The sequence below is a fragment of the Herbaspirillum sp. SJZ099 genome (genome assembly GCF_007828355.1).
GTDB lineage: Bacteria > Pseudomonadota > Gammaproteobacteria > Burkholderiales > Burkholderiaceae_D > Herbaspirillum.
The window spans coordinates 23075-45692 of record NZ_VIUO01000008.1 but is presented as its reverse complement, the minus strand read 5'-3'; the positions used below and the strand labels follow the sequence as shown (position 1 = coordinate 45692).

The window sequence follows — 22618 nt, the reverse complement described above, 5'->3', positions numbered from 1 at the left end:
GAGCGGGCGCGTCAGGCGGCGTTGCCGGAGTTGGCGTTGGGGTTGAGCGGCGGCGGCAGTACGGCGCTGTCATCGTCGGCGCGGCCCTGGGTTTCCCAGAAGTACTTGCCGGTATGCAGGCTGCTGGGCCCGATGCGCACGTATTTCACCATCAGGATCATTTCCACCACCAGCAGGAAGGTGTAGAACAGGATGAAGCCGGCCAGGCTGAAGTACAGGCTGCTCGGCTGCAGCGAGGACGCCGACAGGTGCGTGGGCAGGATGCCGGCGATGGTCCACGGCTGGCGGCCATATTCGGCCACGATCCAGCCCAGTTCGGCGGCGATCCACGGCAGCGGGATGGAGAACACCGCCAGCTTGAGCAGCCAGCGCTGCGGCGCCAGTTGCTTCCTGGCCAGGAACCAGACCGAGGAGGCGAAGATGAACAGCATCAGGAAGCCGATCGCCACCATGCCGCGGAAGGACCAGAACAGCGGCGCCACCTTGGGGATGGTGTCGTCCACGGCCATGGCGATCTGCCCGGGCGTGGCGTCGACCACATTGTTGGTGTATTTCTTGAGCAGCAGGCCGTAGCCGAGATCCTTCTTGTGCTCATCGAAGGCGGCGCGCGCGGCGTCGGACTTGTCGCCGGATTTCAGGCGCATCAGCGCCGCATAGGCCAGCATGCCGTTGCGGATGCGCGCCTCATGTTCCTTCTTCAGGTCCTTGATGCCGACCACCGGCTGGTCGGTCGAGCGGGTGGCGATCAGGCCCAGCACGTAGGGAATCTTCACCGCGTAGTCGGTGCGCTGTTCCTTGTCGTTGGGCAGGCCGAACAGCGTCAGGCCGGCCGGCGCGGGATGGGTGTCCCACTCCGCTTCGATGGCCGCCAGCTTGACCTTGTTGACTTCGCCCGCGGTGTAGCCGGATTCGTCGCCCAGCATGATCACCGACAGCGTCGAGGCCAGGCCGAAACCGGCCGCCACCGCGAACGAGCGCAGCGCGAAGGCGGTGTCGCGCGCCTTGAGCAGGTACCAGGACGACACGCCCAGCACGAACATCGACGCCGTCACGTAGCCGGCGGCCACCGTGTGCACGAACTTGACCTGCGCCACCGGATTGAAGATCACTTCGGTCATGCTGACCAGCTCCATGCGCATGGTCTCGAAGTTGAATTCGGCGCCGACCGGGTTGTTCATCCAGCCGTTGGCGATCAGGATCCACAGCGCCGACAGGCTGGAGCCAAGCGCCACCAGGAAGGTCACCAGCAAGTGCTGCTTGCGCGAGAGCCGGTCCCAGCCGAAGAAGAACAGGCCGACGAAGGTCGATTCCAGGAAGAACGCGGCCAGGCCTTCGATGGCCAGCGGCGTGCCGAAGATGTCGCCCACATAGTGCGAATAGTAGGACCAGTTGGTGCCGAACTGGAACTCAAGCGTAATGCCGGTAGCCACGCCCATGGCGAAGTTGATGCCGAACAGCTTGCCCCAGAAGCGGGTCATGTCCTTGTAGATCGGGCTGCCGGTCATGACATAGACCGACTCCATGATCACCAGGATCCACGACAGGCCCAGCGTCAGCGGGACGAACAGAAAGTGATACAGCGCCGTCACGGCGAACTGCAGCCGCGACAGCGAAACGACTTCATCGATTGGAAGCATTGTTTACCTCGGAGGTGTTGGAGGTTTCAGAGGAGAGAGCGGGAACCTGGGTATCCGGTGCGGCCGGCGCCAGCATGCGCGCCTCGACGCTGGCGGTGGGCATGCGCATGTGCTTGGCCTCGGGGTGGGCGAAGAAGGTCTTGGACAGGATGGTGATCAGCGCGATCTTGACGACCAGCAGCAGCGTGATTTCCGCGCCCAGCGGCAGCTGGGTCAGGCGCGGGATGCGAAGGCGGCGCAGGCCCGGCGGGCGCTGCTGGTCGGAGACGGATGGAGCAGGCCGGCGCATGGCTACTCCCTGCCGATCTTGTCAGTCTTGTCGTTTTTTTCCTGCGCGGCAGCGTCCCCGTCGGCGGTGCCGTCCTTGCCGCCGAAGCGGAACTTCTCGCGCACGTCCAGCAGCTTCTTGACCTTGGCGCCCATCTTCATCAACGACACCAGGGTCTCGGGCTGCAGGCGCTGCACCTCGTCGAACCATGAACTCGACAGTTCGATCAGCTCATACATCTCGCGCATGCGCTTCTGTGCCGCCTTGTCGTCGGCACTGGCGGGCGCCTCCAGCAGCGCGTCGCGCAGCATCGAAAGAGTGGGCTCGATCTCGCGGCGGCGGCGTTCTTCCAGCAGCGCCTTGAAAATATCCCAGATATCGCCCGGCGGTTCGAAATACTCGCGCCGATCGTTGGGGCGGTGCAGCAGCTTCACCAGGCGCCAGGATTGCAATTCCTTCAGGCCCATGCTGACGTTGGAGCGCGAGAAGCTCAGGTAATCCGCGATCTCGTCGGCGTTGAGCGCGCGCCCGCTGATGTAGAGCAGCGCATAGATCTGGCCCACCGTGCGGTTGATGCCCCAGCGGCTGCCCATCTCGCCGAAGTGCATGATGAAGCGCTGTATCAGGGGGGTAAGGGTATGGGGTTCCATGACTCGTCTGCCTTTCTTATATTCTGAATTTTCAGTAATTACTGAAATTTAAAACAATTGTTGCGCCGGCTCAATAGCACGCGGCCATGGTTTTTCTGATAACAGTTATACGATTTGGAAATGATTGCCTTCGGTGGCGAGCCTGCAGGCGGCAACTGTCTGGCGGCAACGCTGCCGTTGCGCCAGACAGGCAAGGGGCATTCATTGCTCCGCCCGATTGCCTGCCGGGCGAGGTAGGCCTGCGGATGTCCCGGTGTCCGTATGCTGCTTGCTCCGCCTGATTGCCGCCTGATTTGCATTGCATGGCAGCATTTTCGCGCTTTTCTGTCCATGCAGAAGGCCGCGACGGAGGCCTGGCTTGATGCCAATCAAATAAACCCTACAAACCGGCGACAGGCGTTGCGCCTTGTCGTGGCGTAGCGATAACAGATCCTAGGCGGGTATCGAGGAGGGCGATGGCGCGGATGCCGGCGGGAAGTGCAGCGTGAAGCGTATCCAGCCCGGCTGCGGGCACTCCACCGTGGCCGTGCCCCGATGCAGCGCCATGATGGCTTTCACGATCGCCAGCCCCAGCCCGTTGGACTCGGTATAGGCGCTGCGCGAGCGGTCGCCGCGGTAGAATCGGTCGAACATGCGCGCCATGGTGTGCGGCGTGGCATCGTCGCTGCGGTTTTCGACGATGATGCTGCTGCCGTTCCCGTCGCTGCGGGCGATGATGCGCACCGTGCTGTCTGCCTCGCCATAACGCACCGCGTTGATCACCAGATTGCTGACCGCACGCCGCCACATCACCAGGTTGGCGTGGCAGCTCCCCTCCGCTTCCAGCGCGAAGCGCATGCCGCGCTCGTCGGCGATGCCTTCGAAGTAATCGACGATCTTGCCCAACTCTTCCCGCAGCTCCAGCGCGGCGCAATCGACCGCCAGCGTGGCGTGGTCGGCCTGCGCCAGGAACATGATGTTCTCGACGATGCGTGAAATGCGCTGCAATTCTTCCACGTTCGATTCCAGCAACTGCTCGTACTCTTCCGGCGAGCGGCGCTGGCCCAGCGCCACCTGGCTCTGGCCCATCAGCACATTGACCGGGGTGCGGATCTCATGGGCCAGGTCGCCGGAGAATTGCGACAGGTGTTCGTAGCCGGCCTCCAGCCGATCCAGCATGGCGTTGAACGATACCGCCACGCGTCGCAGTTCTTGCGGCATGCCTTCCTGTTCCAGCCGCATCGACAGGCGGTCGGGCGTGATCTGCGCGGCGCGGCGGCTCATTTCCAGCAGCGGGCGCAAACCGTGGCGCAGCAGCAGGAAACCGAGCAGGGCGGTCAGCAGCACCGCGCCGGCGGCGGCGCCGGCGATGCGCCAGCGGTAGCTGCGCAGCATGCCGGCCTCCTGCACCATGACATAGGCGGCGACGATTTCGACCGTATCGGCGTGGTCTTGCCCGCTGCCGACCTCGGCCAGCGCCGCCACCCAGCGGATGCGTACGCCGTCGGCGCGCATGGTGGTGAACAGGTCGGCCGCCGACAGCGGCGTGCCGACCGGGACGGGTTCCATCTCCGGCGGCACCAGGTGCTCGGGATTGCTCTGGATGAAGGGCGCTTCGCCGCGGCGGCGGAAGATGCGCACGTCCTGCTCGTTGCCCATCATGCTTTCGAACAGGGCCGGGCGTTGTTCCATCTGCTCGACATTGTCGAGGTCGTGCATCAGGTTGCGGAAGTGTTCGACGCGGCCGGTCAGCGCCTGGTCGGCGCGCAGTTCCAACGCCTCGCGCACCGAACCGTACAGGTACCAGCCGAGCCCGGCCACCACCAGGCAGGCGATCAGCGCGAACAGGGCCGAGACGCGCAGCGTCAGCGTCCAGCCGCGGGCGCCGGAGCGGGGGGCTGAGATGGGAGCGCTCATGGGTTTTCCGAAAACATGTAGCCCACGCTGCGCACGGTGTGGATCAGTTTCTTCTCGAACGGCGCGTCGATCTTGGCGCGCAGGCGCTTGATGGCGACATCGACCACGTTGGTGTCGCTGTCGAAGTTCATGTCCCAGATCTGCGAAGCGATCACGCTGCGCGACAGCGCCTCGTCCCGGCGCTTGACCAGCAGATGCAGCAGCATGAATTCCTTGTTGGTCAGCGCGATGTTGACGCCCTGGCGCATGACCTTGTGGCGCACGTGGTCCAGCTGCAGGTCGGCGATTTCGAGCACCTCGGCCTCGCGCACCACGCCGCGCCGCAGTAAAGTACGGATGCGCAGCACCAGTTCAGTGAAGGAGAATGGCTTGACCAGGTAGTCGTCGGCGCCCAGTTGCAGGCCGCGGATGCGGTCGTCGACGTGGTCGCGGGCGGTCAGGAACAGCACCGGCAGGTCGCGCTTGGCGCGCAGGGCGCCCATCACCTGCCAGCCGTCGATGCCGGGCAGCATCACGTCCAGCACCACCAGGTCGTAGTCCTGCTCCAGCGCCATATGCAGGCCGTCGGCGCCGTTGCGGGCGAGGTCGACCGCATAGCCGGACTCGCGCAGCCCTTTCCTGAGATAGTCGCCGGTTTTGGGGTCGTCTTCGATTACTAGGATGGCCATGCGTAAAAGCTCGTCGGATGCGGGAAAATGCTGGAGATTTTAGAGCGCATTCGATAAAACAGCGTGGTTTTTCTTCATGACAAAATTGTCATGAGATTGCCACCCGGATGTCATCGCGCCACACTTAGCATGGCCACACGTAGCAAAGCATTGCCCGATTGCCGCATCACCCAGCGCCAACCCATTTTTGAGCGAGAGTCCCATGCTGATCAAGATACGCCCCGACCAGATCGAGATACCCACTGCCTCGGAGATCACCCCCAGGGAGATCTACCTCGCGCGCCGCAGCTTCATGGCCAAGGTCGCGGCCGGCGCGGCGCTGGCCGGCGGCTGGGGCGCTTTTCCGCAAGCGTTCGCGCAGCAGGGCCGGAAGCTGCCGGCCAAGCTCAATAACGCCTACGCGGTGATGGACAAGCAGACCGCCTACAAGGACGCCACCACCTACAACAACTTCTACGAATTCGGCACCGACAAGGCCGATCCGGGCAGGAACGCCGGCACCTTGAAGACCAACCCGTGGACGGTGGATATCGAAGGCGAGGTCAAGAAGCCCTTCACGCTGGACCTGGAGGCGCTGCTGAAACTGGCGCCGCTGGAAGAGCGCGTCTACCGCCTGCGCTGTGTCGAGGGTTGGTCGATGGTGATCCCCTGGATCGGCTATTCGCTGTCGGCGCTGATCAGGAAGGCCGAGCCCACCGGTAACGCCAAGTATGTGGAATTCGTCACCCTGGCCGACAAGAAGCAGATGCCCGGCATCTCCGACCCCATCCTCAACTGGCCCTACCGCGAAGGCCTGCGCATGGACGAGGCCAACCACCCGCTGGCATTGCTGGCCTTCGGCATGTACGGCGAGGTGCTGCCCAACCAGAACGGCGCGCCGGTGCGCATCGTCGTGCCGTGGAAGTACGGCTTCAAGTCGGCCAAGTCGATCGTCAAGATCCGTTTCGTCAAGGACGAGCCCAAGACCGCGTGGAACATGTATGCGGCGCAGGAATACGGCTTCTATTCCAACGTCAATCCCAACGTCGACCACCCGCGCTGGTCGCAGGCCACCGAGCGCCGCATCGGCGAAGACGGTTTCTTCGCGCCCAAGCGCAAGACGCTGATGTTCAACGGCTACAACGACGTGGCCGGGCTGTACTCGGGCATGGACCTGCGCAAGTTCTTTTGAGCTAAGGTTCCCATGCAACTCGCTCCCTCCGCCCTCCGCAACCTCGCGCCGCGCACGGTCAACGTGTTGTGGTGGCTGTCCCTGGCGCTGGCCTTCGTACCGCTGGCGCGGCTGGTGGCGCTGGGCTTTACCGGCGGGCTGGGCGCCAATCCGCTGGAGTTCATCACCCACAGCACCGGCGACTGGACGCTCTATTTCTTTTGCATCACGCTGGCGGTGACGCCGCTGCGCAAGATCACCGGCATCAACTGGCTGGTGAAGCTGCGCCGCATGCTGGGGTTGATGGCCTTCCTTTACCTGAGCCTGCACTTCACTACGTTTGTCTGGTTCGACCATTTCTTCGACCTTGGCGAGATCTGGAAAGACATCGTCAAGCGGCCTTTCATCACGGTGGGGGCGACGGCGCTGCTGCTGTCCATCCCGCTGGCCGCCACCAGCACCAACGGCATGGTGCGCCGCCTGGGGGGCAAGCGCTGGCAGCTCCTGCATCGCCTGATCTACCTCATCGTGCCGCTGGGCGTATTGCATTATTGGTGGGACAAGGCCGGCAAGAACCTGATCGCGCAGCCGCTGCTGTTTGCCGTGCTGGTAGGCGCGCTGCTGGCGTTGCGCCTGCTGTGGCGCCAGACGAAGAAAGGGCGGGAGAAAGGGCGGGAGCAGGCCCCGGCGGCACAGGGGCCGGCTTCGGTGACGCGCTCCTGACGGAGCGTGGCGCGGTGCCGTTGATCGGCACGTTTTGTTTTGATTTGAAGTCGACCTCACTTCCGTTGCGGAGAAAACCATGTCCATCCTGAAACCCGTCGCCATCGTATCGGCGGCCGCCGCGCTGTGCCTGGCGCTGGCATCCATGGCGCGCGTCAATGCCGCCGAACCCGCGGTTGCCGTGCCCGCCGCGGTCGGCAAGGCGCAGCTCTCCTCGACCGCGCAAAGCGAAACCATCGTGCTGGCCGGCGGCTGCTTCTGGGGCGTGCAGGGCGTGTTCCAGCACACCCAGGGCGTGTTGCGGGCGGTGTCCGGCTATGCCGGCGGCAAGCGCGAGGCGGCGACCTACGAGATGGTCAGCAGCGGCGGCACCGGCCATGCCGAAGCGGTGCAGGTGACCTATGACCCGCGCAAGATCTCCTTCGGCCAGATCCTGCAGATTTATTTTTCGGTGGCGCACGACCCGACCCAGCTGAATCGCCAGGGGCCCGACCATGGCACGCAGTACCGTTCGGCCATCTTCACCGCCGGCCAGCAACAGCAGCAGGCGGCCGAGGCCTATATCGCCCAGATCAACGCCGCGAGGGTGTTTTCCTCGCCCATCGTGACGCAGGTGACGGCGTTGCAGGGTTTCTACCCGGCCGAGGACTACCACCAGGACTACGCCACCCTGCACCCCAACCAGCCCTATATCGCCTATAACGACTTGCCCAAGATCGCCAACCTGCAAAAGATGTATCCGGCCGTCTACCGGGCCGATCCGGTCCTGGTGATGAAACGCTGACGCCGTCCATGTGCGCGGGGAAGGATGAGACAATACGGCGCATCGTATCGTCCGTCCCGCCATGAACCCGACCGAAACCCTGAGACAAGCCTTCCAGCTGTTCGAGCAAGAACATTACGCCGCCGCCGAGCAGATGCTGTTTGATCTGCTGGAGAGCGAGCCGGCCAATGTGCAGGCGCTGCATCTGCTGGGCAGCGTGGCGGCGGCGCAAGCGCACTTCGAGGAAGCGGCAGTGGTGTTGCAACGCGCCTTGCGCCTGCTGCCGGCAAACGCCCGGGAGGCATTGCCGATCCGCTATAAGCTGGGCCGCGCCTTCTACGAACTGGGCCGGGTTGAAGACGCCTTCCTGTTGTATCGCGCACTGATAGAAGCGGGCCACCGGATGCCCGAACTCTTTGTCGCCGCATCCGCCGCGCTGCAAGCGATGTCGCCCTCGGGCAAGAACGACGCGCAAGCCATTGCCTTATTGGACGAGGCCTTGCAGCTGCAGGCCGATGTGCCCGATACCTGGCACCGCAAGGCCATGCTGCACGAGCGCCTCAAGGACTGGCAAGCCGCGCGCGCCAGCGTGCAGCAGGCGCTGCGGCTGGACGACCGGCGCGCCGTCTACTGGCACGATGCCGGCGCGGCTGAGCACGCGCTGGGCGACTTCGACACGGCCCTCAAGTTCTACGACCAGGCGCTCATTCTCGATCCCGATTACGCCGATGCCCATGTCAGCCGCGGCACCAGCCTGGCGCGCCTGCGGCAATACGACGACGCCATCGACAGCTACCGCCGCGCGCTCAGGCTGAAGCCGGACGATCCCGAGGCCAAGCTCAACCTGGCGCTTTCGCTGTTGGTGCTGGGCCGTTTCGAGGAAGCCTTGCCGCTCTACGAATGGCGCTGGGAAGGGCGCAGCGCGGATCCCTACCGTCACGCGGCGATTCCCGCCTGGAACGGCGCCACGCCGCTGCGCGGCAAACGCATCCTGCTGTGGGCTGAGCAGGGCTACGGCGACATCATCCAGTTCATCCGCTATGCGCTGCAGATCGCCGAGGCCGGCGCGCAAGTGGTGCTCGAAGTGCCGGCCAACCAGTTGCCGCTGCTGGCGAGCCTGCCGTCTTCCTCGCCATGGGAAACGGTGGCCATCGGCGAACCGGTGCCGCCAGTGGATTGCCAGTTGCCGATGATGAGCCTGCCGCTGGTCTGCAATACGCGATACGGCGATATTCCCGCCCCCGTGCCCTACCTGCATGCCGACGACGCGCGCAAGCAGGCATGGATGGCGCGCATCGATGCGCTGGCGCCGCGCACGCCGGGACGTCTGCGCGTGGGCGTCGTCTGTTCGGGCAACCCCGGCAATACCAATGACTATCGCCGCTCCATCCCGCTGCAGCAATTCGCGCCGCTGGCGCAGGCGCGCCAGGAGATCGATTTCTTCGCGGTCCAGCCCGATTTGCGCGAGACCGACGCCGCCTGGCTGCACACGCAAGCGGGCTGGCACTGGCTGGGGCAGGGGATCGGCAATTTCAACGAAACCGCCGCCGTATTGTCCTGCATGGACCTGCTGATCACGGTAGACACCGCCGCCGCCCACCTGGCCGGCGCACTGGGCCTGCCGGTCTGGATCGCGCTGCCGTTCGCGCCCGACTGGCGCTGGTTCCTGAACCGCCACGATTCGCCGTGGTATCCCAGCGCCAGGCTGTTCCGGCAGCAGCAGGCCGGGCAATGGGAGGATGTGGTGCTGGCGCTGAAGGCGGCGCTGGCCATTTCGGATTTTCCCGGCCGCTAAGGAGGGCAGGGCGTGCCAAGGCGGCTTACAGTTTGTTGGCCGGCGCGTCTTCGAAGTAGCGCTTGGTGTTGACATGCACCAGCGGGCTTTGCATCAATTCATCCAGCGGCCACCAGCGCAGTTCCGAATGCTGGGCATCGGGGACGATGCGGCTTCCGGGCGGCAGGCGGCAATGGCATCCCAGCGCCACGTAGTGTGAGCCGAAACCTTCGCGGCCCAGCGCATTGTCGGCATAGATATGGTCGAACGCGCCCGACAACTCCCAGCTTGCCGGTTCCACGCCGAGTTCCACCCGTGCGATGCGTCGCACGGCATCCTTCAGTGTTTCGCCTTTGCGGATACGCCCGCCGGGAACGAACCAGCAATCGCTGGCGGGGCGGTTGCGCCGGTAGCCGAGCAGGATCTCGTTGCGCTCATTGCGAACCAGCAAATCGATCGATACCAGCGGGGTGGATTGGATCACCAGGGCAAAATCGTCGGCACTGAGGTTCATGGTCGGGGCGCAAAAAGGGGGCTTGGAAAAAGGACGTGGAATGGGGACGTAGAATGGCCAAAATAGAAAAGCCTTCCAAAGGCATGCTTTGGAAGGCTTTGAAATTCTGGTGGGGCGTCACAGATTCGAACTGTGGACCTACGGATTAAGAGTCCGCTGCTCTACCAACTGAGCTAACGCCCCGTGCTGCACGTTGTTGCTCTGTGCTGCAAGAAAGGACGCATTATAGGTAGGGTTTATCAGTTCCGCAAGTTCTTTTTTCTTTTCTTCGTCACTTTCTAATTCATAGGTCGCAGTCAAGGCTGATTGTTTGACATCCAGACCCGTCATCACAGCACATTTGACCATGTAATACGGCTTGATGGCTTCTCCCTTACGCCATTTGCTAATAGCGCCTCACTTACCCCAAGAGGCTGAGCCATACGGGAATGACTATTGTCTCCGCGTGCGGCATTATAAAAATCAATGGCTATCAACATGGCAACCTCTTGTGCTTTTTCGCTAGCGTTATGCAGTCGTGATTCTTTTTTAAGTTCGACGTTGGTATGCGTAAGGACTTTTCTTGGGTGGGAGCGACGCTATTCATGCGGTCGATATGGAACAAAAATGTTCTCCACATCCACTTATGGGCTCCTTCAATACTTCCTTACTGGAGCCACCTATGTCGAATTCGCTCACAATTCCTTTCTCATCCTCGCCTCTTGAGTGGGAGGTAACCAAGCATACGCAGGGCCAAAAAATGCAAAGTTTGTCCACCGACCAGCTATTGACGGATGCGATGAGTGCTGATGCGACACCTGATGGAAAGAGGATAGCTGGGACCGAACTGCAACGCCGTCTGGATAACGGTGAAATCGGGCAGGACCTGTCGGCGGCTGATAAAGAAGAGGTACAGAAGCTGCTTGACAGTATGAAAAATGGCGAACTCTCGCCGGATGGCGCACAACGCTTGCAGCAATTGCTGCAACCGACCGCGTTGTCATCGGGTGACAACGACGATATTCGCTGACAGCAGCGAGCCACATCAACTTTTGAAGCAAGCTAGCCTGCTTGATGCAGGCTGGTTCGCATAAGCAGCTTCAAAGAGCGGCTTTGCCCGTTGTTGCTCTGTCCTGCAAGCAAGGACGCAAGTGGGTTTTCATTGCTACGCAAGCCTTTTTCAAGAAATCTGAAAATAATGTTGGCCGATTGTTGCATGTGCAATATCCGGCCGATCTTCGCGCAGGCTTTGCGTGCAGGCGTCGTCCAATCGTTCTTCAGATACCGCTCTTGATCCCGTTGACCCAGGACTTGGCCGGCAGCCTGGTCTGCGCTTCGATCTGCGCGGCGCGTTCGTACAGGGCCGGGAAGTCGAATTGACGCTGTCCCTTGAAGGCGAGCGCGACGACGTTGCCGTCATGGACTTCGGGCAGCGAAACCACCGTATCGAATGCGAATTCCATCGCCTTCAGGTTCCTGGCGTAGCTGGGATGGTCGCCGAACAGGTTGACCGTCATGATGCCGCCGGGGGACAGGCTGTCGTAGCAGGCCTGGTAGAACTCCGGCGTATCGAGCACCGGGCCGCGCGCGGTGGCGTCGTAGAGGTCGACCTGCAGCGCATCGATGATGCCGTGCCCGGCCGCATGCAGGATGAAGTCCATGGCATCGCTTTCGATCAGCATCAGGCGCTCGTCGGGTTCGGGCAGCTTGAACATGCTGTGGCAGATGGCAACCACCGCCGGGTTCAGTTCCACCGCCGTCACTTGCGCCTGCGGGAATTCACGGTAGGCGAACTTGGTCAGCGCGCCGGTGCCCAGCCCCAACTGCACGATATGGCGCGGCGCCGGGTTGAACAGCATCCAGGCCATCATCTGCTGGGCATACTCCAGCTCGATCCAGTCCGGCTTGCGGATGCGCATGGCGCCTTGTACCCATTCGGTGCCGAAGTGCAGGTAGCGCACGCCATCCAATTCGGACAGCGTCACCGGCGCGAACCTTGGCGTGCGGGGTTTGGCGGCATCGGCGCCGAGGCGGCGGCGGTTGGGGCCGGCCTTGGTGTTGGCCTGGGCCTCGATGGATTTTCTTCTGATCAGCATGGTATGGAATCGGGTGATAGCGGTGCGGCCGGTACGGGTGCCGCCTGGAGGCGGAATGATACCTTGCCGGACGCCTCTGCCGCAGTTTTGCCGCGCTTCCCGCATATCGACATGCGGATTCATTCCTTCTTTCCGTGCCGGGCCTGTGTGACGATGCTGTCCTCATTCTTATCGGGGACATCATGCAATTGGCTGCAATCGCAAAACTGGCCGGCGCATTGGCCGCACTGAGCCTGGCGCTGGCGCCGCACACGGCATCGGCGCAGGACAAGACGAAGATCAAGGTCGGCATCTCGGTGGGTAATGCCGAGAGTACCTTCGAGGTGGTCAAGAAAGTCGCCGCGCGCGAAGGGCTGGAGATCCAGACCGTGGTCTTCAGCGACTACCTGCAGCCCAACGCGGCGCTGGCCGCCGGCGACCTGGACGCCAATGCCTTCCAGCACGTGCCTTATCTGGACAGCCAGATCAAGGCGCGCGGCTACAAGATCGTGCCGGTGGGGCTGACCATCACCGCGCCATTGGGCATTTATTCCAAAAAATACAAGTCGGTCGACCAATTGCCCAACGGCGCCACCATCGGCATCCAGAACGACCCGTCCAACGGCAACCGCGCGCTGCTGCTGTTGCAAAAGGCCGGCCTGATCAAGCTCAAGCCGGGGGCGGGCGAGAACGGCGTCAATGCCACCCCGCTGGATGTGGCGGACAACCCGAAGAAGCTCAAGCTGGTCGAACTCGACGCCGCGCAATTGCCGCGTTCGCTGGACGACCTGGCCGCCGCCTCGATCAACAATGACTACGCCTTCAAGGCCGGGCTGTCGCTGCAGAAGGACACCATCGCCGTGGAAGACCCGCGCGGCCGCTATGCCAACGTCATCGCCACCCGCGCCGAAGACAAGGACAAGCCCTGGGTCAGGAAGCTGGTGCAGGCCTACCAGTCGGAAGAGGTGCGCAAATTCATCGAAAGCGAATTCAAGGGATCGCTGGTGCCGGCGTTCTGAGAGTCCCTGGAGCGGGCAGCGCCCTGCCCGAAAACATGCTGAAGCTTTGAAAGCGGTGCATTATCGATGCCGCCCGGCGGCAATCCGGGCGGCATTTTTTCATGCCGATCCGGCCGGCGGCCGGCTGCTCATATACACTTCGGCCATGCTCAAACCTCTTATTTTCTGCATCAAGCTGGCCATCGTTTTCGCCGCCATCGTCTTCTTCGGCAAGGCGGTGCAGTACCTCATTTTCAACGGCGGCTTTTCAGGCGAGTTCTTCGATTATGTGTTTTTCCGCAAGACCTGATCGGTCGTGCACCTTGCCTGTGTGCCGGTTCCCGAGTCGCATCAAGCCGGCAGGACCCATGTAAACATGTACGTCTTTCTGTACATGTGTTAAAATCCCGTCACTTGTACAGCCTATGGAGCGGCATATGCGCACCGTTCACTTTACCGATGCCCGCAGCAATTTGAAGAGTGTGATCGACCGCGTTGTTGAAGATGCCGATGTCACGCTGATTACGCGGCGCGATGCTCCCAATGCGGTTGTGATGTCGCAGGAGTATTACGACAGCCTCATGGAAACAGTGCATCTGTTGCGTTCGCCGGCGAATGTCGCCCACCTTGAGCGTTCGATCGGACAACTTCGCGAAGGCAGCGCTGTGGAGCGCACTATCGACGAAAGCCAATGAGCAGCCGACGCATATTGTTTACCGCTGAAGCCTGGAACGACTATCAGTACTGGCAGACGCAAGACCGGAAAACATTGAAGCGCATCAATCAGTTGATCCACGAGGCCCAGCGGACTCCGTTCGAAGGCATCGGCAAGCCGGAGCCGCTCAAGGCCAATCTGTCAGGATTCTGGTCGCGTCGCATCGACGATGTGAACAGGCTGGTGTATGAAGCCAAGGAAGGGCAGATCAATATCGTCTCTTGCCGCTATCACTACGAGTAAGCCTGCCGTTATTCACCGCCGCATCGCAATCGATAAAACGTGCCGTACGCCGCGCTAGCCGGGCGCTGCGTTCGAAGCGGCCAGCCTTCGCCATATTTCCAGTTTTTGCGCATACGACAGTGAGGCATGCGCCGGACTGCTCGACGGCAAAAGCAGAGTCCGGTATCGCAGCGCCCGTTCCCCCAAAGCCTTCATCCCGATCTTCGCCGCAGTGCCGCCATTGAATGCGACGGTGGTCAAGTCAGGCAAGGTATCGATGAGCGTCACCAGATCGTTCTGCGAATGTTCTCGAATCGCGCTATCCAGGCTGCCGATCCTACGTGCATTGGCAATCACATCCCACAAACCGATGCGATGTTCCAACAAGACCGACAACCGTGTCTCATAATCCAGCCCAACCAGGTCGACGCCAATCGAATCCCCGACCAGCCGCCAAAATGCATTGCGTGGATGTCCGTAATACTGGCTGGCCGCCAGCGAAGCCACTCCCGGCAAACTCCCTAAAATCAGCGTGCGTGTATCGCGCGCCACCACCGGCGCGAAGCTGGCCAGCAGCGGATCGGCGGCGGTGAATTCGAGCGGTTGTGGTCCGGTTTTCCTGGTCGGCATGGTTTGTCCGGTCGGAGATGAAAATTATTTGACGGTGCGCCACAGGCAGCGGGGAGAGGCACAATGACACGACATCGCCCAGGCGCCGCTTGCGGCAAAACAGCGATCTTAGCGTAATTGCCGCAGGCGCAATTGCCCCAACTTCAAGCAGACATTTCACGGAGGAAGACATGGCAGGAAAAGTCATCGTAGTGACCGGCGGCAGCCGCGGTATCGGCGCGGCCACGGCCAAACTGGCGGGGCGGCAAGGTTATGCGGTCTGCGTCAACTATGTGTCCAACCGCGACGCGGCCGAGGCCGTGGCCGACGAGATCCGCCAGGCCGGCGGCCGCGCCATCACGGTAGCGGGCGATGTGGCCAGGGAGGAAGACATCGTGCGCCTGTTCGCCACCGTCGACCAGGAACTGGGCCCGGTCACCGCGCTGGTCAACAATGCCGGCATCCTGGGCCACCAGTCGCGCCTGGACGACATGAGTGCCGAGCGCATCAACCGCGTGCTGGTCGCCAACATCACCGGCAGCCTCTTGTGCGCGCGCGAGGCGGTCAAGCGCATGTCGACCAGGCATGGCGGCAAAGGCGGCGCCATCGTCAACCTGTCGTCGATGGCGGCCAAGCTGGGCGGGCCGGGCGAGTATGTCGATTACGCCGCCTCCAAGGGCGCGATCGACGCCTTTACCATCGGCCTGGCCAAGGAAGTGGCGGCTGAAGGCATCCGCGTCAACGCCGTGCGTCCGGGCCTGATCTATACTGATATCCACGCCAGCGGCGGCGAAGCCGGCCGCGTCGATCGCCTCAAGGATGCCGTGCCGATGAAACGCGGCGGCACCGCCGAAGAGGTCGCCAACGCCATCCTGTGGCTGCTGTCGGATGAGTCGTCCTACGCCACCGGCACTTTTATCGACGTGTCCGGGGGGCGCTGATCCCCGCTGCATCGGCAGCATCCACCTCGCCGGAGGCCGGCATGAGCATCGTCACCCAGCGCCGTATCGACCAGTTGCTGTTGCGTTATGCCGAAAGCCACCGGCATCCGCTCAACGAGCGGATCCACTGCGTCTGCGTTCCTGCCATCGTGCTGTCGCTGCTGGGCCTGTGCTGGACGCTATCGCCGGCCGTGGCGCTGGTGGCGGCGGCCGCCGCGCTGGCGTATTACCTCAGTTTGTCGCCGCCGCTTGCCGCCGGCATGCTGGCCATGACGGCCGTGATGCTGGTGATCCTGGCCCGTTTGCCGGCGGGCGCGGTGTTGCCGCTGTCGGCGGCGGTCTTCGTGATTGCGTGGATAGGGCAGTTCGTCGGCCACAAGATCGAGGGCAAGAAGCCTTCCTTTTTCGAGGATGTGCGCTTCCTGCTGATCGGGCCGCTGTTTGTGCTGGGAGTGCTGTACCGGCGCTGGAAAATCCGCTACTAGGGCAGCAATCCGGGCGCAATCCGGGGAAATGATGAAGAAAACAGGGGGAACGAAGCTATTGTAGTCCGGTCAACAACGGGTTTGTATTAATATGTCAAGCGTTGTTGGGTTGTTTGCCATACGGGAAATGGCGCGATCGTGCCAACCCTCAATCAGCAAGCAAAAAACAGCCCGATGACCGGGCGAATTTTCAGTTGGAGTGTCTGTATGAAGAAATTGCTTTTAATCGTTGCACTGAGCTCGCTGGCGGCCGGTTGCGCCTATACGCCGAACTCGGCCAGCGTCTATAACACCCGCCAGGCCCAGGGCGAGCAGACCGTTCGCATGGGCGTGGTGGAGTCGATCCGCAACGTGACCATCGACAAGGGCGCTTCCGGCGTGGGCACCCTGGCCGGTGGCGCGCTGGGCGGCATCGCGGCCGGTTCCAACATCGGCGGCGGCAATGGCGCGCTGGCAGCCGGCATTATCGGCGCCCTGGCCGGCGGCATCGCCGGCAACCAAATCGAATCGCGCATGGCCAATCAGGCCGGCCTGGAAATCACCGTGCGCCTGGATAACGGCGAACTGCGCGCCATCACCCAGGATGCGGACGAGGCTTTCCGCGTCGGCGAACGCGTGCGTTTGCTGTCCAACGGCCGTACTACCCGCGTCACGCATTGATGCGCTGAGCCTCACCAGCTCTGCCTGAAAGCAGGGCTTCGATCCTAATGCCGTTCAGTTAAGCGCTGAACGGCATTTGTGTTTGTGGAGGTTTGAGGAGAGCAGACTCCGTTCGCCCTGAGTAGCTGCGCAGCAGCGTATCGAAGGGCAGGCAAGGCCGCTGATGCTGGCGCGCTGGCTTCGATACGACCCTGACGGGTCTACTCAGCCCGAACGGATTCTGTGGTGAGTGCTTCAGAATTAGCCTTAACGGAACGGCATTTGTGTTTGTGCACTCCAGACCCCGTTCGCCCTGAGTAGCTGCGCAGCAGCGTATCGAAGGGCAGGCAAGGCCGCTAACGCCAGCACGCTGGCTTCGATACGGCCCTGGCGGGCCTACTCAGCCCGAACGGGCTCGGTGATGAGTGGTTCAGAATGAGCTTTAACTGAACGACATCAGGACTTCGGTCCTGCTTTTTTCGTCCATTGTTCAGGTGTCGGCGATCGCGCCGCCATGCTTTTCGCGCTCCATCCATTGCGCGCGCGAGATCCGGTACAGGCGGTGCAGGCGCAGCGGGTGTTGCGCGGGCAGGCGCGGATGCGGGAAGTCTTCGCGCATATCGCAGTGCATGCCCAGCCGGCGCATGACCGCCAGCGAATTGAGGTTGGCGGGGACGGTGAAGGCGACGATTTCCGGCAGCGCCAGGGCATGGAAGCCGTAACGCAGGGCGCAGGCGGCCGCTTCGGTGGCATAGCCTTGCCCCCACATCGACGGCGCCAGGCGCCAGGCTATTTCCACCGCCGGCGTGAAATGGGCCTCGAAAGACACGTTGAGCAGGCCCACAACGCCCGCGAATTCGCTGATGCCCGGGATTTCCACTACCCACGGCCCGAAGCCGTATCGGTCGAAATGCGCCTGGATGTGGTCGGCCAGCGCATCGCTGTCATCGCGCGCAAGCGGCGCGGGGAAGTGCTTCATGACCAGCGGATCGGCATTGATCGCGGCAAAAGGGGCGCGGTCGCCGGCGCGCCAGGGGCGCAGCCGCACCCGCGCACCCCGCAGCAATGCCGGGTCAGGCAGCGGGCGGCGCTTCGTCATGCTGTTGCCGGCGCTTGACCAGCCAGATATAGAGCACGGTTTGCAGCAGCGCCATCGTGCTGCCGACGATCACTTCTCCCACGCGCATGAAGGCCAGGTGCAGTTCCTCGTGCAAGCCGCTGCCGGTGAAGGCGGCCGACAACAGGATCACCACCGTCGCCGGCCCCAGGCGCCAGTTGCTGGGATAGTTTTGCAGCAGCATCGCCACCACCACGGCGGCCGTCAGCGCCACCAGCATCGCCAGGAAGGTGGGGCCGAAAATGACCAGCGCGATACAGGAGACCACGCAGCCGGAAATGGTGTTGATCAGCCGGGCGCGGAAGTTGGCCTTGGCCACCGTCATATCGGGCTCGGTGACAATGATCAGCGAAATCATCGCCCAGTAGGGTTCCTGGATGCCGAGCGCGCGCAGCCCGTACCACAGGATCAGGCAGCCCGAGAGGATCTTGACCAGATAGACCAGGGCGTTCTTGCGCGGATTGATGAAGTTGAATTCCATGGTGCAGTTGCCAGGCGCGCCGCCATGCGGCGATGGCATGCGCGGCTGCGCGTGGTTCAGCCGTTGTCAGTGTTATTGCGAGAGTTTGTCGCGCGCGTCTTTCAGTTCCGCCTCGGCATCGTGCAGCTTCTTTTCCTGCTGGGCGATTTTCTTCGGCTTGCCCTTGGCTTTGGCCTTGTCCAGGTCGGCCTGGCGAGCTGCGACTTTGTCTTCCTTCTTCTTCACGTCGGCTTCGCGTTCGCGGCGCAAGCCTTCGTCGGTACAGTTCGCTTCCAGCTGCTGCTGGGCGATCTTCAGTTTGGCTTCCTGCGCCTTGTTGCCGTGCGCGCGCGCCTGTTCGAGCTGGGCCTGGACATCGGCCTTCTTGGCGGCGCAGCCGGTCAGGGCTTGCGCCGACACATGGCCGGCGGCAGCCAGACCGACGATCAGGGAAAGCGACAAGGCGGGAAGTTTTTTCATGGAGGTCTCCGGATAATGGGACGAAAGGGAAATGCCGTCCTACTGTATAGCGCATGCGTTGCCGAGGCAACCTGTGAAGGTTGCGTGCGGGAGAATGCGTCCAACCGACGAAAACGGCGGCCCGGGGGCCGCCGTTTCATGATGCCGGTAGGGCGGGATTACTTCGATGCCATTCCCAGCAGCATATCGTTCAAGCGCTTGACGAATCCCGACGGATCGCCCAGCGCGCCGCCTTCGGCCAGCAGGGCCTGGTCGAACAGCAGGTGCGACCAGTCGTCGAACCTGGCCTCTTCATACTTCAGGCGCTGCACCAGCGGGTGGTCCGGGTTGATTTCCAGGGTCGGCTTGGACTCCGGCGCGTTCTGGCCGGCCGCCTTGAGCATGCGCACCAGGTTGCCCGACAGTTCGTTCTCGTCGGCCACCAGGCAGGCCGGCGAATCGGTCAGGCGGAAGGTTACGCGCACGTCCTTGGCCTTGTCGGCCAGTACGGTCTTCATCTTCTCGACCAGTTCCTTGTAGTCGGCCTGGGTTTCTTCATGCTGCTTCTTCTCGGCTTCGTTTTCCAGCTTGCCGAGGTCGAGGCCGCCCTTGGCCACGGAAGCCAGCTCCTTGCCGTCGAAGTCCTGCAGGAAGGACAGCATCCACTCGTCTACGCGGTCGGTCAGCAACAGCACTTCCACGCCCTTCTTGCGGAAGATTTCCAGGTGAGGGCTGTTCCTGGCGGCCTGGTGGTTTTCGGCGGTGACGTAGTAGATCTTGTCCTGGCCTTCCTTCATGCGGCCGATGTAGTCGGCCAAGGAAGTGTTCTGGACATCGCTGTCATTGTGGGTGGAGGCAAAGCGCAGCAGCCTGGCGATGCGTTCCTTGTTGGCGGCGTCTTCGCCGATGCCTTCCTTGAGCACCTGGCCGAACTCGGTCCAGAAGCCGGCGTACTTGTCCTTCTGCGCCTGTTCGTCGCTGTTGGCCAGTTCTTCCAGCAGGCTCAGCACGCGCTTGGTCGAGCCTTCGCGGATGGCGCGCACGTCGCGCGACTCCTGCAGGATCTCGCGCGACACGTTCAGGGGCAGGTCGGCCGAATCGATCACGCCCTTGACGAAGCGCAGGTAGACCGGCATCAACTGCTCGGCGTCATCCATGATGAACACGCGCTTGACGTACAGCTTGATGCCGCCGCGCTTGTTGCGGTCCCACATGTCGAACGGCGCGCGCGCCGGGATGTACAGCAGCTGGGTATATTCGCTGCGGCCTTCCACGCGGTTGTGGGTATAGGCCAGCGGGGCGCCGAAGTCGTGCGAGATGTGCTTGTAGAACTCCTCGTACTGCTCGGGCGTGATGTCGGACTTGCTGCGAGTCCACAGGGCGCTGGCCTGGTTGACGGTTTCCAGTTCGTCCTTCTGGACGGTTTCCTTCTTCTCTTCGTCCCATTCCTCCTTGTGCATCAGGATAGGCAGCGAGATATGGTCGGAATACTTGCGGATGATCGATTTCAATTGCCAGGCGGAAAGGAACTCGTCTTCGCCTTCGCGCAAATGCAGGATGATGTCGGTGCCGCGGTTGGGCTTGTCGATCGTTTCTATCGAGAAGTCGCCCGCGCCTTCGGATTCCCAGCGTACGCCTTCATCGGCCGGGGTGCCGGCGCGGCGGGTCTCGACCGTGATGCGGTCGGCGATGATGAAGCCGGAGTAAAAGCCCACGCCGAACTGGCCGATCAGGGCCGCATCCTTCTGCTGGTCGCCGGAGAGCCGGGAGAAGAATTCCTTGGTGCCGGACTTGGCGATGGTACCCAGGTGCGAGATCGCCTCGTCGCGGTTCATGCCGATGCCGTTGTCCGAGATCGTGATGGTGCGGGCGGCCTGGTCGAAGCTGACCTTGATCTTCAGTTCGGGGTCGTTTTCGAACAGGGCGGCGTTGTTGATGGCTTCGAAGCGCAGCTTGTCGGCAGCGTCGGAAGCGTTGGAGATCAGCTCGCGCAGGAAGATTTCCTTGTTGGAATACAGCGAGTGGATCATCAGTTGGAGCAATTGCTTGACTTCAGCCTGAAAGCCCATGGTCTGTTTTTCGGATGCCATGTTTCTTTATTTCCTTGTGATTAAAGCAAGTGGTTAGGGGAAGACAATCTTAACGGGGGCAGATATAGGGAGGGAAATGCGGTTTTCAACCGCATTTTCATGGATTTTTTGCATTCGTGGAGGGCGTCAGCGTCCCAGTTCGTGCTCCAGGAAACGCCAGATGCCCGGATCGGCCATGCTGGCCACATTGATGCGCATGCGCGTGGAGGGCAACTGGCTGGGCGAGAACAGGCTGCCCGGCGCCAGCAGGAAGCCTTGCTCCATCGCCTTCTCGGTCAGCACGTTGGTGTCGCAGTGCGTCTCCACCCACAGGAACATGCCGCAGGGCGGCGGTTCGCCCACATCCATGCCCAGTTTTTCGAGCTGGCGCACGACCTTGTCGCGGGTACTGTTCAAGCGTGCGCGCAGGCGTTCGGCATGCTTGCGGTAATGCCCTTCGGACAGGATCTTGTAGGCCACGCGCTCGCCGATCTCGCTGGTGGTCAGGGTCGACAGCATCTTGCGGTCGGCCAGGTGCCGCGCCAGTTCGGCCGAGGTGGCGATGAAGCCCACCCGCAGGTTGGCCGACAGGGTCTTGGAAAATCCCCCCAGGTAGATCACCCGGTGCAACTGGTCCAGCGCGGCGATGCGGGTGGCCGGCTGGACCGAGGAGCCGGGATGCATGTCGCAGTAGATATCGTCCTCGACGATGGTGAAGTCGTGCTCCTCGGCGATGCGCAAGACCTGGAACGCCTTGGCGGCCGACATCGAGGTCGAGGTAGGATTGTGCAGCACCGAATTGATCACGTACAGCTTGGGCTTATGCAGCGCCGCCAGCTCGGATAGCTTGGCGATGTCGGGCCCATCGGCCAGGCGCGGGATGCCGACTACCTTGGCGCCGAGCGCGGCGAAGGAGCCGAACATCAGGAACCAGGCCGGGTCGTCGACGAAGATCACATCGCCGGGGCGCAGGAAATGGCGCGCGACGGTATCCAGCGCCTGCGTCACGCCCGCGGTCATGACGATTTGTTCGGGGCTGGCGGCGATTTCATGTTCGGCCAGTTTCAATTGCAGTTGCTGGCGCAGCGGCAGGAAGCCTTGCGGCGTGCCGTAGCCCAGCAGCAGCGACTGGTTCTCGCGGCTGACGGCGCGCAGGGCGTTGGCGATCAGTTCCCCGTCCAGCCAGTCCGCCGGCAGCAGCCCGCCGCCCGGCATCTTTTGCGGCGGCATCTGGCGAAACATGTTGCGCACCAGCCAGACCACATCCAGCGCGCCTTCCGCATCCTCCTGGGCAATGGCCGCGCGCGGCGCGGCGGCGCTGAAATTGCCATGCATCGGGCCCACCGGCGAGCGCTCCCGCACGTAGAAACCGGAGCCGCGGCGCGACTCCAGGAAACCCTGCGCCACCAGCCGGTCGTAGGCTTCCACGACGGTAAAGCGCGAGACCTCGTGGGTGTCGGCGAACTGGCGGATCGAAGGCATGCGGGCGCCGGTGCGCAACAGCTTGTCGTCGATGCGCGAGCGGATGCCGCGCACGATCTGCTCCACCAGCGAGTCTCCGCTTTCGCGCGACAGCAGCGGCCAGCCGGGGGCAAGCGCGGCTTCGTTGCTGCCGGCATTGGCGGCCGGGGATGGCGGGGAAAGCAAGTTGGAGCGTTTCACTGTATTGGTCATTTTGCCGTGACAATATCCGGAGTTATTTGCTTAAGTGTATCGGTGCTGTACTGGTATTGTCGATTACGATGGCTTCCAATGCAAGGCTGATCGAAAGCAACACGGGAGCCTTGTCCAGCCATGCCACACGCCA

At 62.5% G+C, this 22618-nt stretch carries 26 protein-coding genes and 1 tRNA gene; 12 read left to right on the top strand and 15 right to left on the bottom strand.

What is annotated here, in order from left to right; translation table 11 throughout:
* Positions 1-11 precede the first annotated feature (11 nt).
* From FB597_RS16175 to FB597_RS16155, 5 genes are all read right to left on the bottom strand, one after another.
* Positions 12-1637 (bottom strand): cytochrome ubiquinol oxidase subunit I, encoded by a 1626-nt coding sequence (locus FB597_RS16175; protein ID WP_144770084.1) that lies wholly within the window; start codon positions 1635-1637, stop codon positions 12-14.
* Positions 1621-1926, bottom strand: a complete 306-nt coding sequence (gene cydP / locus FB597_RS16170; protein ID WP_255463898.1) for a cytochrome oxidase putative small subunit CydP — start codon at positions 1924-1926, stop codon at positions 1621-1623. The genes FB597_RS16175 and cydP overlap by 17 nt, the downstream gene beginning before the upstream one ends.
* Before the next feature lie 2 nt (positions 1927-1928).
* Positions 1929-2555: a GbsR/MarR family transcriptional regulator gene (locus FB597_RS16165; protein ID WP_144770083.1), complete on the bottom strand. Its 627-nt coding sequence runs from the start codon at positions 2553-2555 to the stop codon at positions 1929-1931.
* 432 nt (positions 2556-2987) lie between these two features.
* The gene (locus tag FB597_RS16160; RefSeq protein WP_186442800.1) at positions 2988-4451 is read right to left on the bottom strand and encodes a heavy metal sensor histidine kinase; all 1464 of its coding nucleotides are present in this window, start codon (positions 4449-4451) and stop codon (positions 2988-2990) included.
* The gene (locus FB597_RS16155) at positions 4448-5119 is read right to left on the bottom strand and encodes a heavy metal response regulator transcription factor (RefSeq protein ID WP_144770082.1); all 672 of its coding nucleotides are present in this window, start codon (positions 5117-5119) and stop codon (positions 4448-4450) included. Before FB597_RS16155 ends, FB597_RS16160 begins: the two co-directional genes overlap by 4 nt.
* A 202-nt stretch (positions 5120-5321) precedes the next feature.
* Here FB597_RS16155 and msrP point away from each other — a divergent pair, with 202 nt between their 5' ends.
* From msrP to FB597_RS16135, 4 genes are all read left to right on the top strand, one after another.
* Positions 5322-6290 carry a protein-methionine-sulfoxide reductase catalytic subunit MsrP gene (gene msrP, locus FB597_RS16150; protein WP_144770081.1) on the top strand — a complete coding sequence of 323 codons (969 nt, stop codon included), beginning with the start codon at positions 5322-5324 and terminating at the stop codon, positions 6288-6290.
* 12 nt (positions 6291-6302) lie between these two features.
* On the top strand, positions 6303-6992 hold the full coding sequence (locus tag FB597_RS16145; protein WP_144770080.1) for a sulfite oxidase heme-binding subunit YedZ: 690 nt from the start codon (positions 6303-6305) through the stop codon (positions 6990-6992).
* 79 nt (positions 6993-7071) lie between these two features.
* Positions 7072-7776: a peptide-methionine (S)-S-oxide reductase MsrA gene (gene msrA, locus FB597_RS16140; protein WP_144770079.1), complete on the top strand. Its 705-nt coding sequence runs from the start codon at positions 7072-7074 to the stop codon at positions 7774-7776.
* 61 nt (positions 7777-7837) lie between these two features.
* Positions 7838-9550 carry a lipopolysaccharide assembly protein LapB gene (locus tag FB597_RS16135; protein WP_144770078.1) on the top strand — a complete coding sequence of 571 codons (1713 nt, stop codon included), beginning with the start codon at positions 7838-7840 and terminating at the stop codon, positions 9548-9550.
* Between the two features lie 25 nt (positions 9551-9575).
* On the opposite strand, the gene FB597_RS16130 is transcribed toward FB597_RS16135, so the two are convergent.
* Both FB597_RS16130 and FB597_RS16125 read right to left on the bottom strand, forming a co-directional pair.
* Positions 9576-10043, bottom strand: a complete 468-nt coding sequence (locus tag FB597_RS16130; RefSeq protein WP_144770077.1) for a GDP-mannose mannosyl hydrolase — start codon at positions 10041-10043, stop codon at positions 9576-9578.
* 107 nt (positions 10044-10150) lie between these two features.
* Positions 10151-10226 (bottom strand) — tRNA-Lys (locus FB597_RS16125).
* 478 nt (positions 10227-10704) lie between these two features.
* On the opposite strand from FB597_RS16125, the gene FB597_RS16120 reads away from it, so the two are divergent.
* The gene (locus FB597_RS16120) at positions 10705-11052 is read left to right on the top strand and encodes a hypothetical protein (protein ID WP_141914747.1); all 348 of its coding nucleotides are present in this window, start codon (positions 10705-10707) and stop codon (positions 11050-11052) included.
* 32 nt (positions 11053-11084) lie between these two features.
* On the opposite strand, the gene FB597_RS20315 is transcribed toward FB597_RS16120, so the two are convergent.
* Positions 11085-11240: a hypothetical protein gene (locus FB597_RS20315; RefSeq protein ID WP_186442799.1), complete on the bottom strand. Its 156-nt coding sequence runs from the start codon at positions 11238-11240 to the stop codon at positions 11085-11087.
* A 59-nt stretch (positions 11241-11299) separates the two neighbouring features.
* On the bottom strand, positions 11300-12118 hold the full coding sequence (locus FB597_RS16115; protein WP_144770076.1) for a spermidine synthase: 819 nt from the start codon (positions 12116-12118) through the stop codon (positions 11300-11302).
* Positions 12119-12300: 182 nt separating this feature from the next.
* Here FB597_RS16115 and FB597_RS16110 point away from each other — a divergent pair, with 182 nt between their 5' ends.
* The 4 genes from FB597_RS16110 to FB597_RS16095 all read left to right on the top strand — a co-directional run bounded on the left by FB597_RS16110 (position 12301) and on the right by FB597_RS16095 (position 14053).
* On the top strand, positions 12301-13116 hold the full coding sequence (locus FB597_RS16110) for a MetQ/NlpA family ABC transporter substrate-binding protein (RefSeq protein WP_144770075.1): 816 nt from the start codon (positions 12301-12303) through the stop codon (positions 13114-13116).
* A 46-nt stretch (positions 13117-13162) separates the two neighbouring features.
* Positions 13163-13405, top strand: a complete 243-nt coding sequence (locus FB597_RS16105; protein WP_144770074.1) for a hypothetical protein — start codon at positions 13163-13165, stop codon at positions 13403-13405.
* A 127-nt stretch (positions 13406-13532) separates the two neighbouring features.
* The gene (locus FB597_RS16100; protein ID WP_141914743.1) at positions 13533-13790 is read left to right on the top strand and encodes a type II toxin-antitoxin system Phd/YefM family antitoxin; all 258 of its coding nucleotides are present in this window, start codon (positions 13533-13535) and stop codon (positions 13788-13790) included.
* On the top strand, positions 13787-14053 hold the full coding sequence (locus FB597_RS16095; protein ID WP_144770073.1) for a Txe/YoeB family addiction module toxin: 267 nt from the start codon (positions 13787-13789) through the stop codon (positions 14051-14053). The genes FB597_RS16100 and FB597_RS16095 overlap by 4 nt, the downstream gene beginning before the upstream one ends.
* A gap of 54 nt (positions 14054-14107) precedes the next feature.
* Here FB597_RS16095 and FB597_RS16090 read toward each other — a convergent pair whose 3' ends face one another.
* Positions 14108-14662 (bottom strand): DNA-deoxyinosine glycosylase, encoded by a 555-nt coding sequence (locus FB597_RS16090; RefSeq protein WP_144770072.1) that lies wholly within the window; start codon positions 14660-14662, stop codon positions 14108-14110.
* Between the two features lie 170 nt (positions 14663-14832).
* On the opposite strand from FB597_RS16090, the gene FB597_RS16085 reads away from it, so the two are divergent.
* From FB597_RS16085 to FB597_RS16075, 3 genes are all read left to right on the top strand, one after another.
* Entirely contained in the window at positions 14833-15582 is a 750-nt protein-coding gene (locus tag FB597_RS16085) for an SDR family oxidoreductase (RefSeq protein ID WP_141914740.1), read from the top strand.
* Positions 15583-15623: 41 nt separating this feature from the next.
* Complete coding sequence (locus FB597_RS16080; RefSeq protein WP_186442798.1) at positions 15624-16067, top strand: DUF962 domain-containing protein; 444 nt, start codon at positions 15624-15626, stop codon at positions 16065-16067.
* Between the two features lie 207 nt (positions 16068-16274).
* On the top strand, positions 16275-16727 hold the full coding sequence (locus tag FB597_RS16075; RefSeq protein WP_050466195.1) for a glycine zipper 2TM domain-containing protein: 453 nt from the start codon (positions 16275-16277) through the stop codon (positions 16725-16727).
* Positions 16728-17196: 469 nt separating this feature from the next.
* Here FB597_RS16075 and FB597_RS16070 read toward each other — a convergent pair whose 3' ends face one another.
* From FB597_RS16070 to FB597_RS16050, 5 genes are all read right to left on the bottom strand, one after another.
* Positions 17197-17805, bottom strand: a complete 609-nt coding sequence (locus tag FB597_RS16070; protein ID WP_144770071.1) for a GNAT family N-acetyltransferase — start codon at positions 17803-17805, stop codon at positions 17197-17199.
* Positions 17780-18304: an FUSC family protein gene (locus FB597_RS16065; protein ID WP_141914738.1), complete on the bottom strand. Its 525-nt coding sequence runs from the start codon at positions 18302-18304 to the stop codon at positions 17780-17782. Before FB597_RS16065 ends, FB597_RS16070 begins: the two co-directional genes overlap by 26 nt.
* 72 nt (positions 18305-18376) lie before the next feature.
* Positions 18377-18763, bottom strand: a complete 387-nt coding sequence (locus tag FB597_RS16060) for a DUF1090 domain-containing protein (RefSeq protein ID WP_141914737.1) — start codon at positions 18761-18763, stop codon at positions 18377-18379.
* Between the two features lie 158 nt (positions 18764-18921).
* Positions 18922-20832: a molecular chaperone HtpG gene (gene htpG / locus FB597_RS16055; RefSeq protein WP_144770070.1), complete on the bottom strand. Its 1911-nt coding sequence runs from the start codon at positions 20830-20832 to the stop codon at positions 18922-18924.
* A 126-nt stretch (positions 20833-20958) separates the two neighbouring features.
* Complete coding sequence (locus tag FB597_RS16050) at positions 20959-22485, bottom strand: PLP-dependent aminotransferase family protein (protein ID WP_144770069.1); 1527 nt, start codon at positions 22483-22485, stop codon at positions 20959-20961.
* Positions 22486-22618 lie beyond the last annotated feature (133 nt).

Coding starts and splice junctions, on each gene's coding strand:
- FB597_RS16175 (WP_144770084.1), bottom strand. CDS start 1,637: ATGCTTCCAATCGATGAAGTCGTTTCGCTGTCGCGGCTGCAGTTCGCC.
- cydP (WP_255463898.1), bottom strand. CDS start 1,926: ATGCGCCGGCCTGCTCCATCCGTCTCCGACCAGCAGCGCCCGCCGGGC.
- FB597_RS16165 (WP_144770083.1), bottom strand. CDS start 2,555: ATGGAACCCCATACCCTTACCCCCCTGATACAGCGCTTCATCATGCAC.
- FB597_RS16160 (WP_186442800.1), bottom strand. CDS start 4,451: ATGAGCGCTCCCATCTCAGCCCCCCGCTCCGGCGCCCGCGGCTGGACG.
- FB597_RS16155 (WP_144770082.1), bottom strand. CDS start 5,119: ATGGCCATCCTAGTAATCGAAGACGACCCCAAAACCGGCGACTATCTC.
- msrP (WP_144770081.1), top strand. CDS start 5,322: ATGCTGATCAAGATACGCCCCGACCAGATCGAGATACCCACTGCCTCG.
- FB597_RS16145 (WP_144770080.1), top strand. CDS start 6,303: ATGCAACTCGCTCCCTCCGCCCTCCGCAACCTCGCGCCGCGCACGGTC.
- msrA (WP_144770079.1), top strand. CDS start 7,072: ATGTCCATCCTGAAACCCGTCGCCATCGTATCGGCGGCCGCCGCGCTG.
- FB597_RS16135 (WP_144770078.1), top strand. CDS start 7,838: ATGAACCCGACCGAAACCCTGAGACAAGCCTTCCAGCTGTTCGAGCAA.
- FB597_RS16130 (WP_144770077.1), bottom strand. CDS start 10,043: ATGAACCTCAGTGCCGACGATTTTGCCCTGGTGATCCAATCCACCCCG.
- FB597_RS16120 (WP_141914747.1), top strand. CDS start 10,705: ATGTCGAATTCGCTCACAATTCCTTTCTCATCCTCGCCTCTTGAGTGG.
- FB597_RS20315 (WP_186442799.1), bottom strand. CDS start 11,240: ATGCAACAATCGGCCAACATTATTTTCAGATTTCTTGAAAAAGGCTTG.
- FB597_RS16115 (WP_144770076.1), bottom strand. CDS start 12,118: ATGCTGATCAGAAGAAAATCCATCGAGGCCCAGGCCAACACCAAGGCC.
- FB597_RS16110 (WP_144770075.1), top strand. CDS start 12,301: ATGCAATTGGCTGCAATCGCAAAACTGGCCGGCGCATTGGCCGCACTG.
- FB597_RS16100 (WP_141914743.1), top strand. CDS start 13,533: ATGCGCACCGTTCACTTTACCGATGCCCGCAGCAATTTGAAGAGTGTG.
- FB597_RS16095 (WP_144770073.1), top strand. CDS start 13,787: ATGAGCAGCCGACGCATATTGTTTACCGCTGAAGCCTGGAACGACTAT.
- FB597_RS16090 (WP_144770072.1), bottom strand. CDS start 14,662: ATGCCGACCAGGAAAACCGGACCACAACCGCTCGAATTCACCGCCGCC.
- FB597_RS16085 (WP_141914740.1), top strand. CDS start 14,833: ATGGCAGGAAAAGTCATCGTAGTGACCGGCGGCAGCCGCGGTATCGGC.
- FB597_RS16080 (WP_186442798.1), top strand. CDS start 15,624: ATGAGCATCGTCACCCAGCGCCGTATCGACCAGTTGCTGTTGCGTTAT.
- FB597_RS16075 (WP_050466195.1), top strand. CDS start 16,275: ATGAAGAAATTGCTTTTAATCGTTGCACTGAGCTCGCTGGCGGCCGGT.
- FB597_RS16070 (WP_144770071.1), bottom strand. CDS start 17,805: ATGACGAAGCGCCGCCCGCTGCCTGACCCGGCATTGCTGCGGGGTGCG.
- FB597_RS16065 (WP_141914738.1), bottom strand. CDS start 18,304: ATGGAATTCAACTTCATCAATCCGCGCAAGAACGCCCTGGTCTATCTG.
- FB597_RS16060 (WP_141914737.1), bottom strand. CDS start 18,763: ATGAAAAAACTTCCCGCCTTGTCGCTTTCCCTGATCGTCGGTCTGGCT.
- htpG (WP_144770070.1), bottom strand. CDS start 20,832: ATGGCATCCGAAAAACAGACCATGGGCTTTCAGGCTGAAGTCAAGCAA.
- FB597_RS16050 (WP_144770069.1), bottom strand. CDS start 22,485: ATGACCAATACAGTGAAACGCTCCAACTTGCTTTCCCCGCCATCCCCG.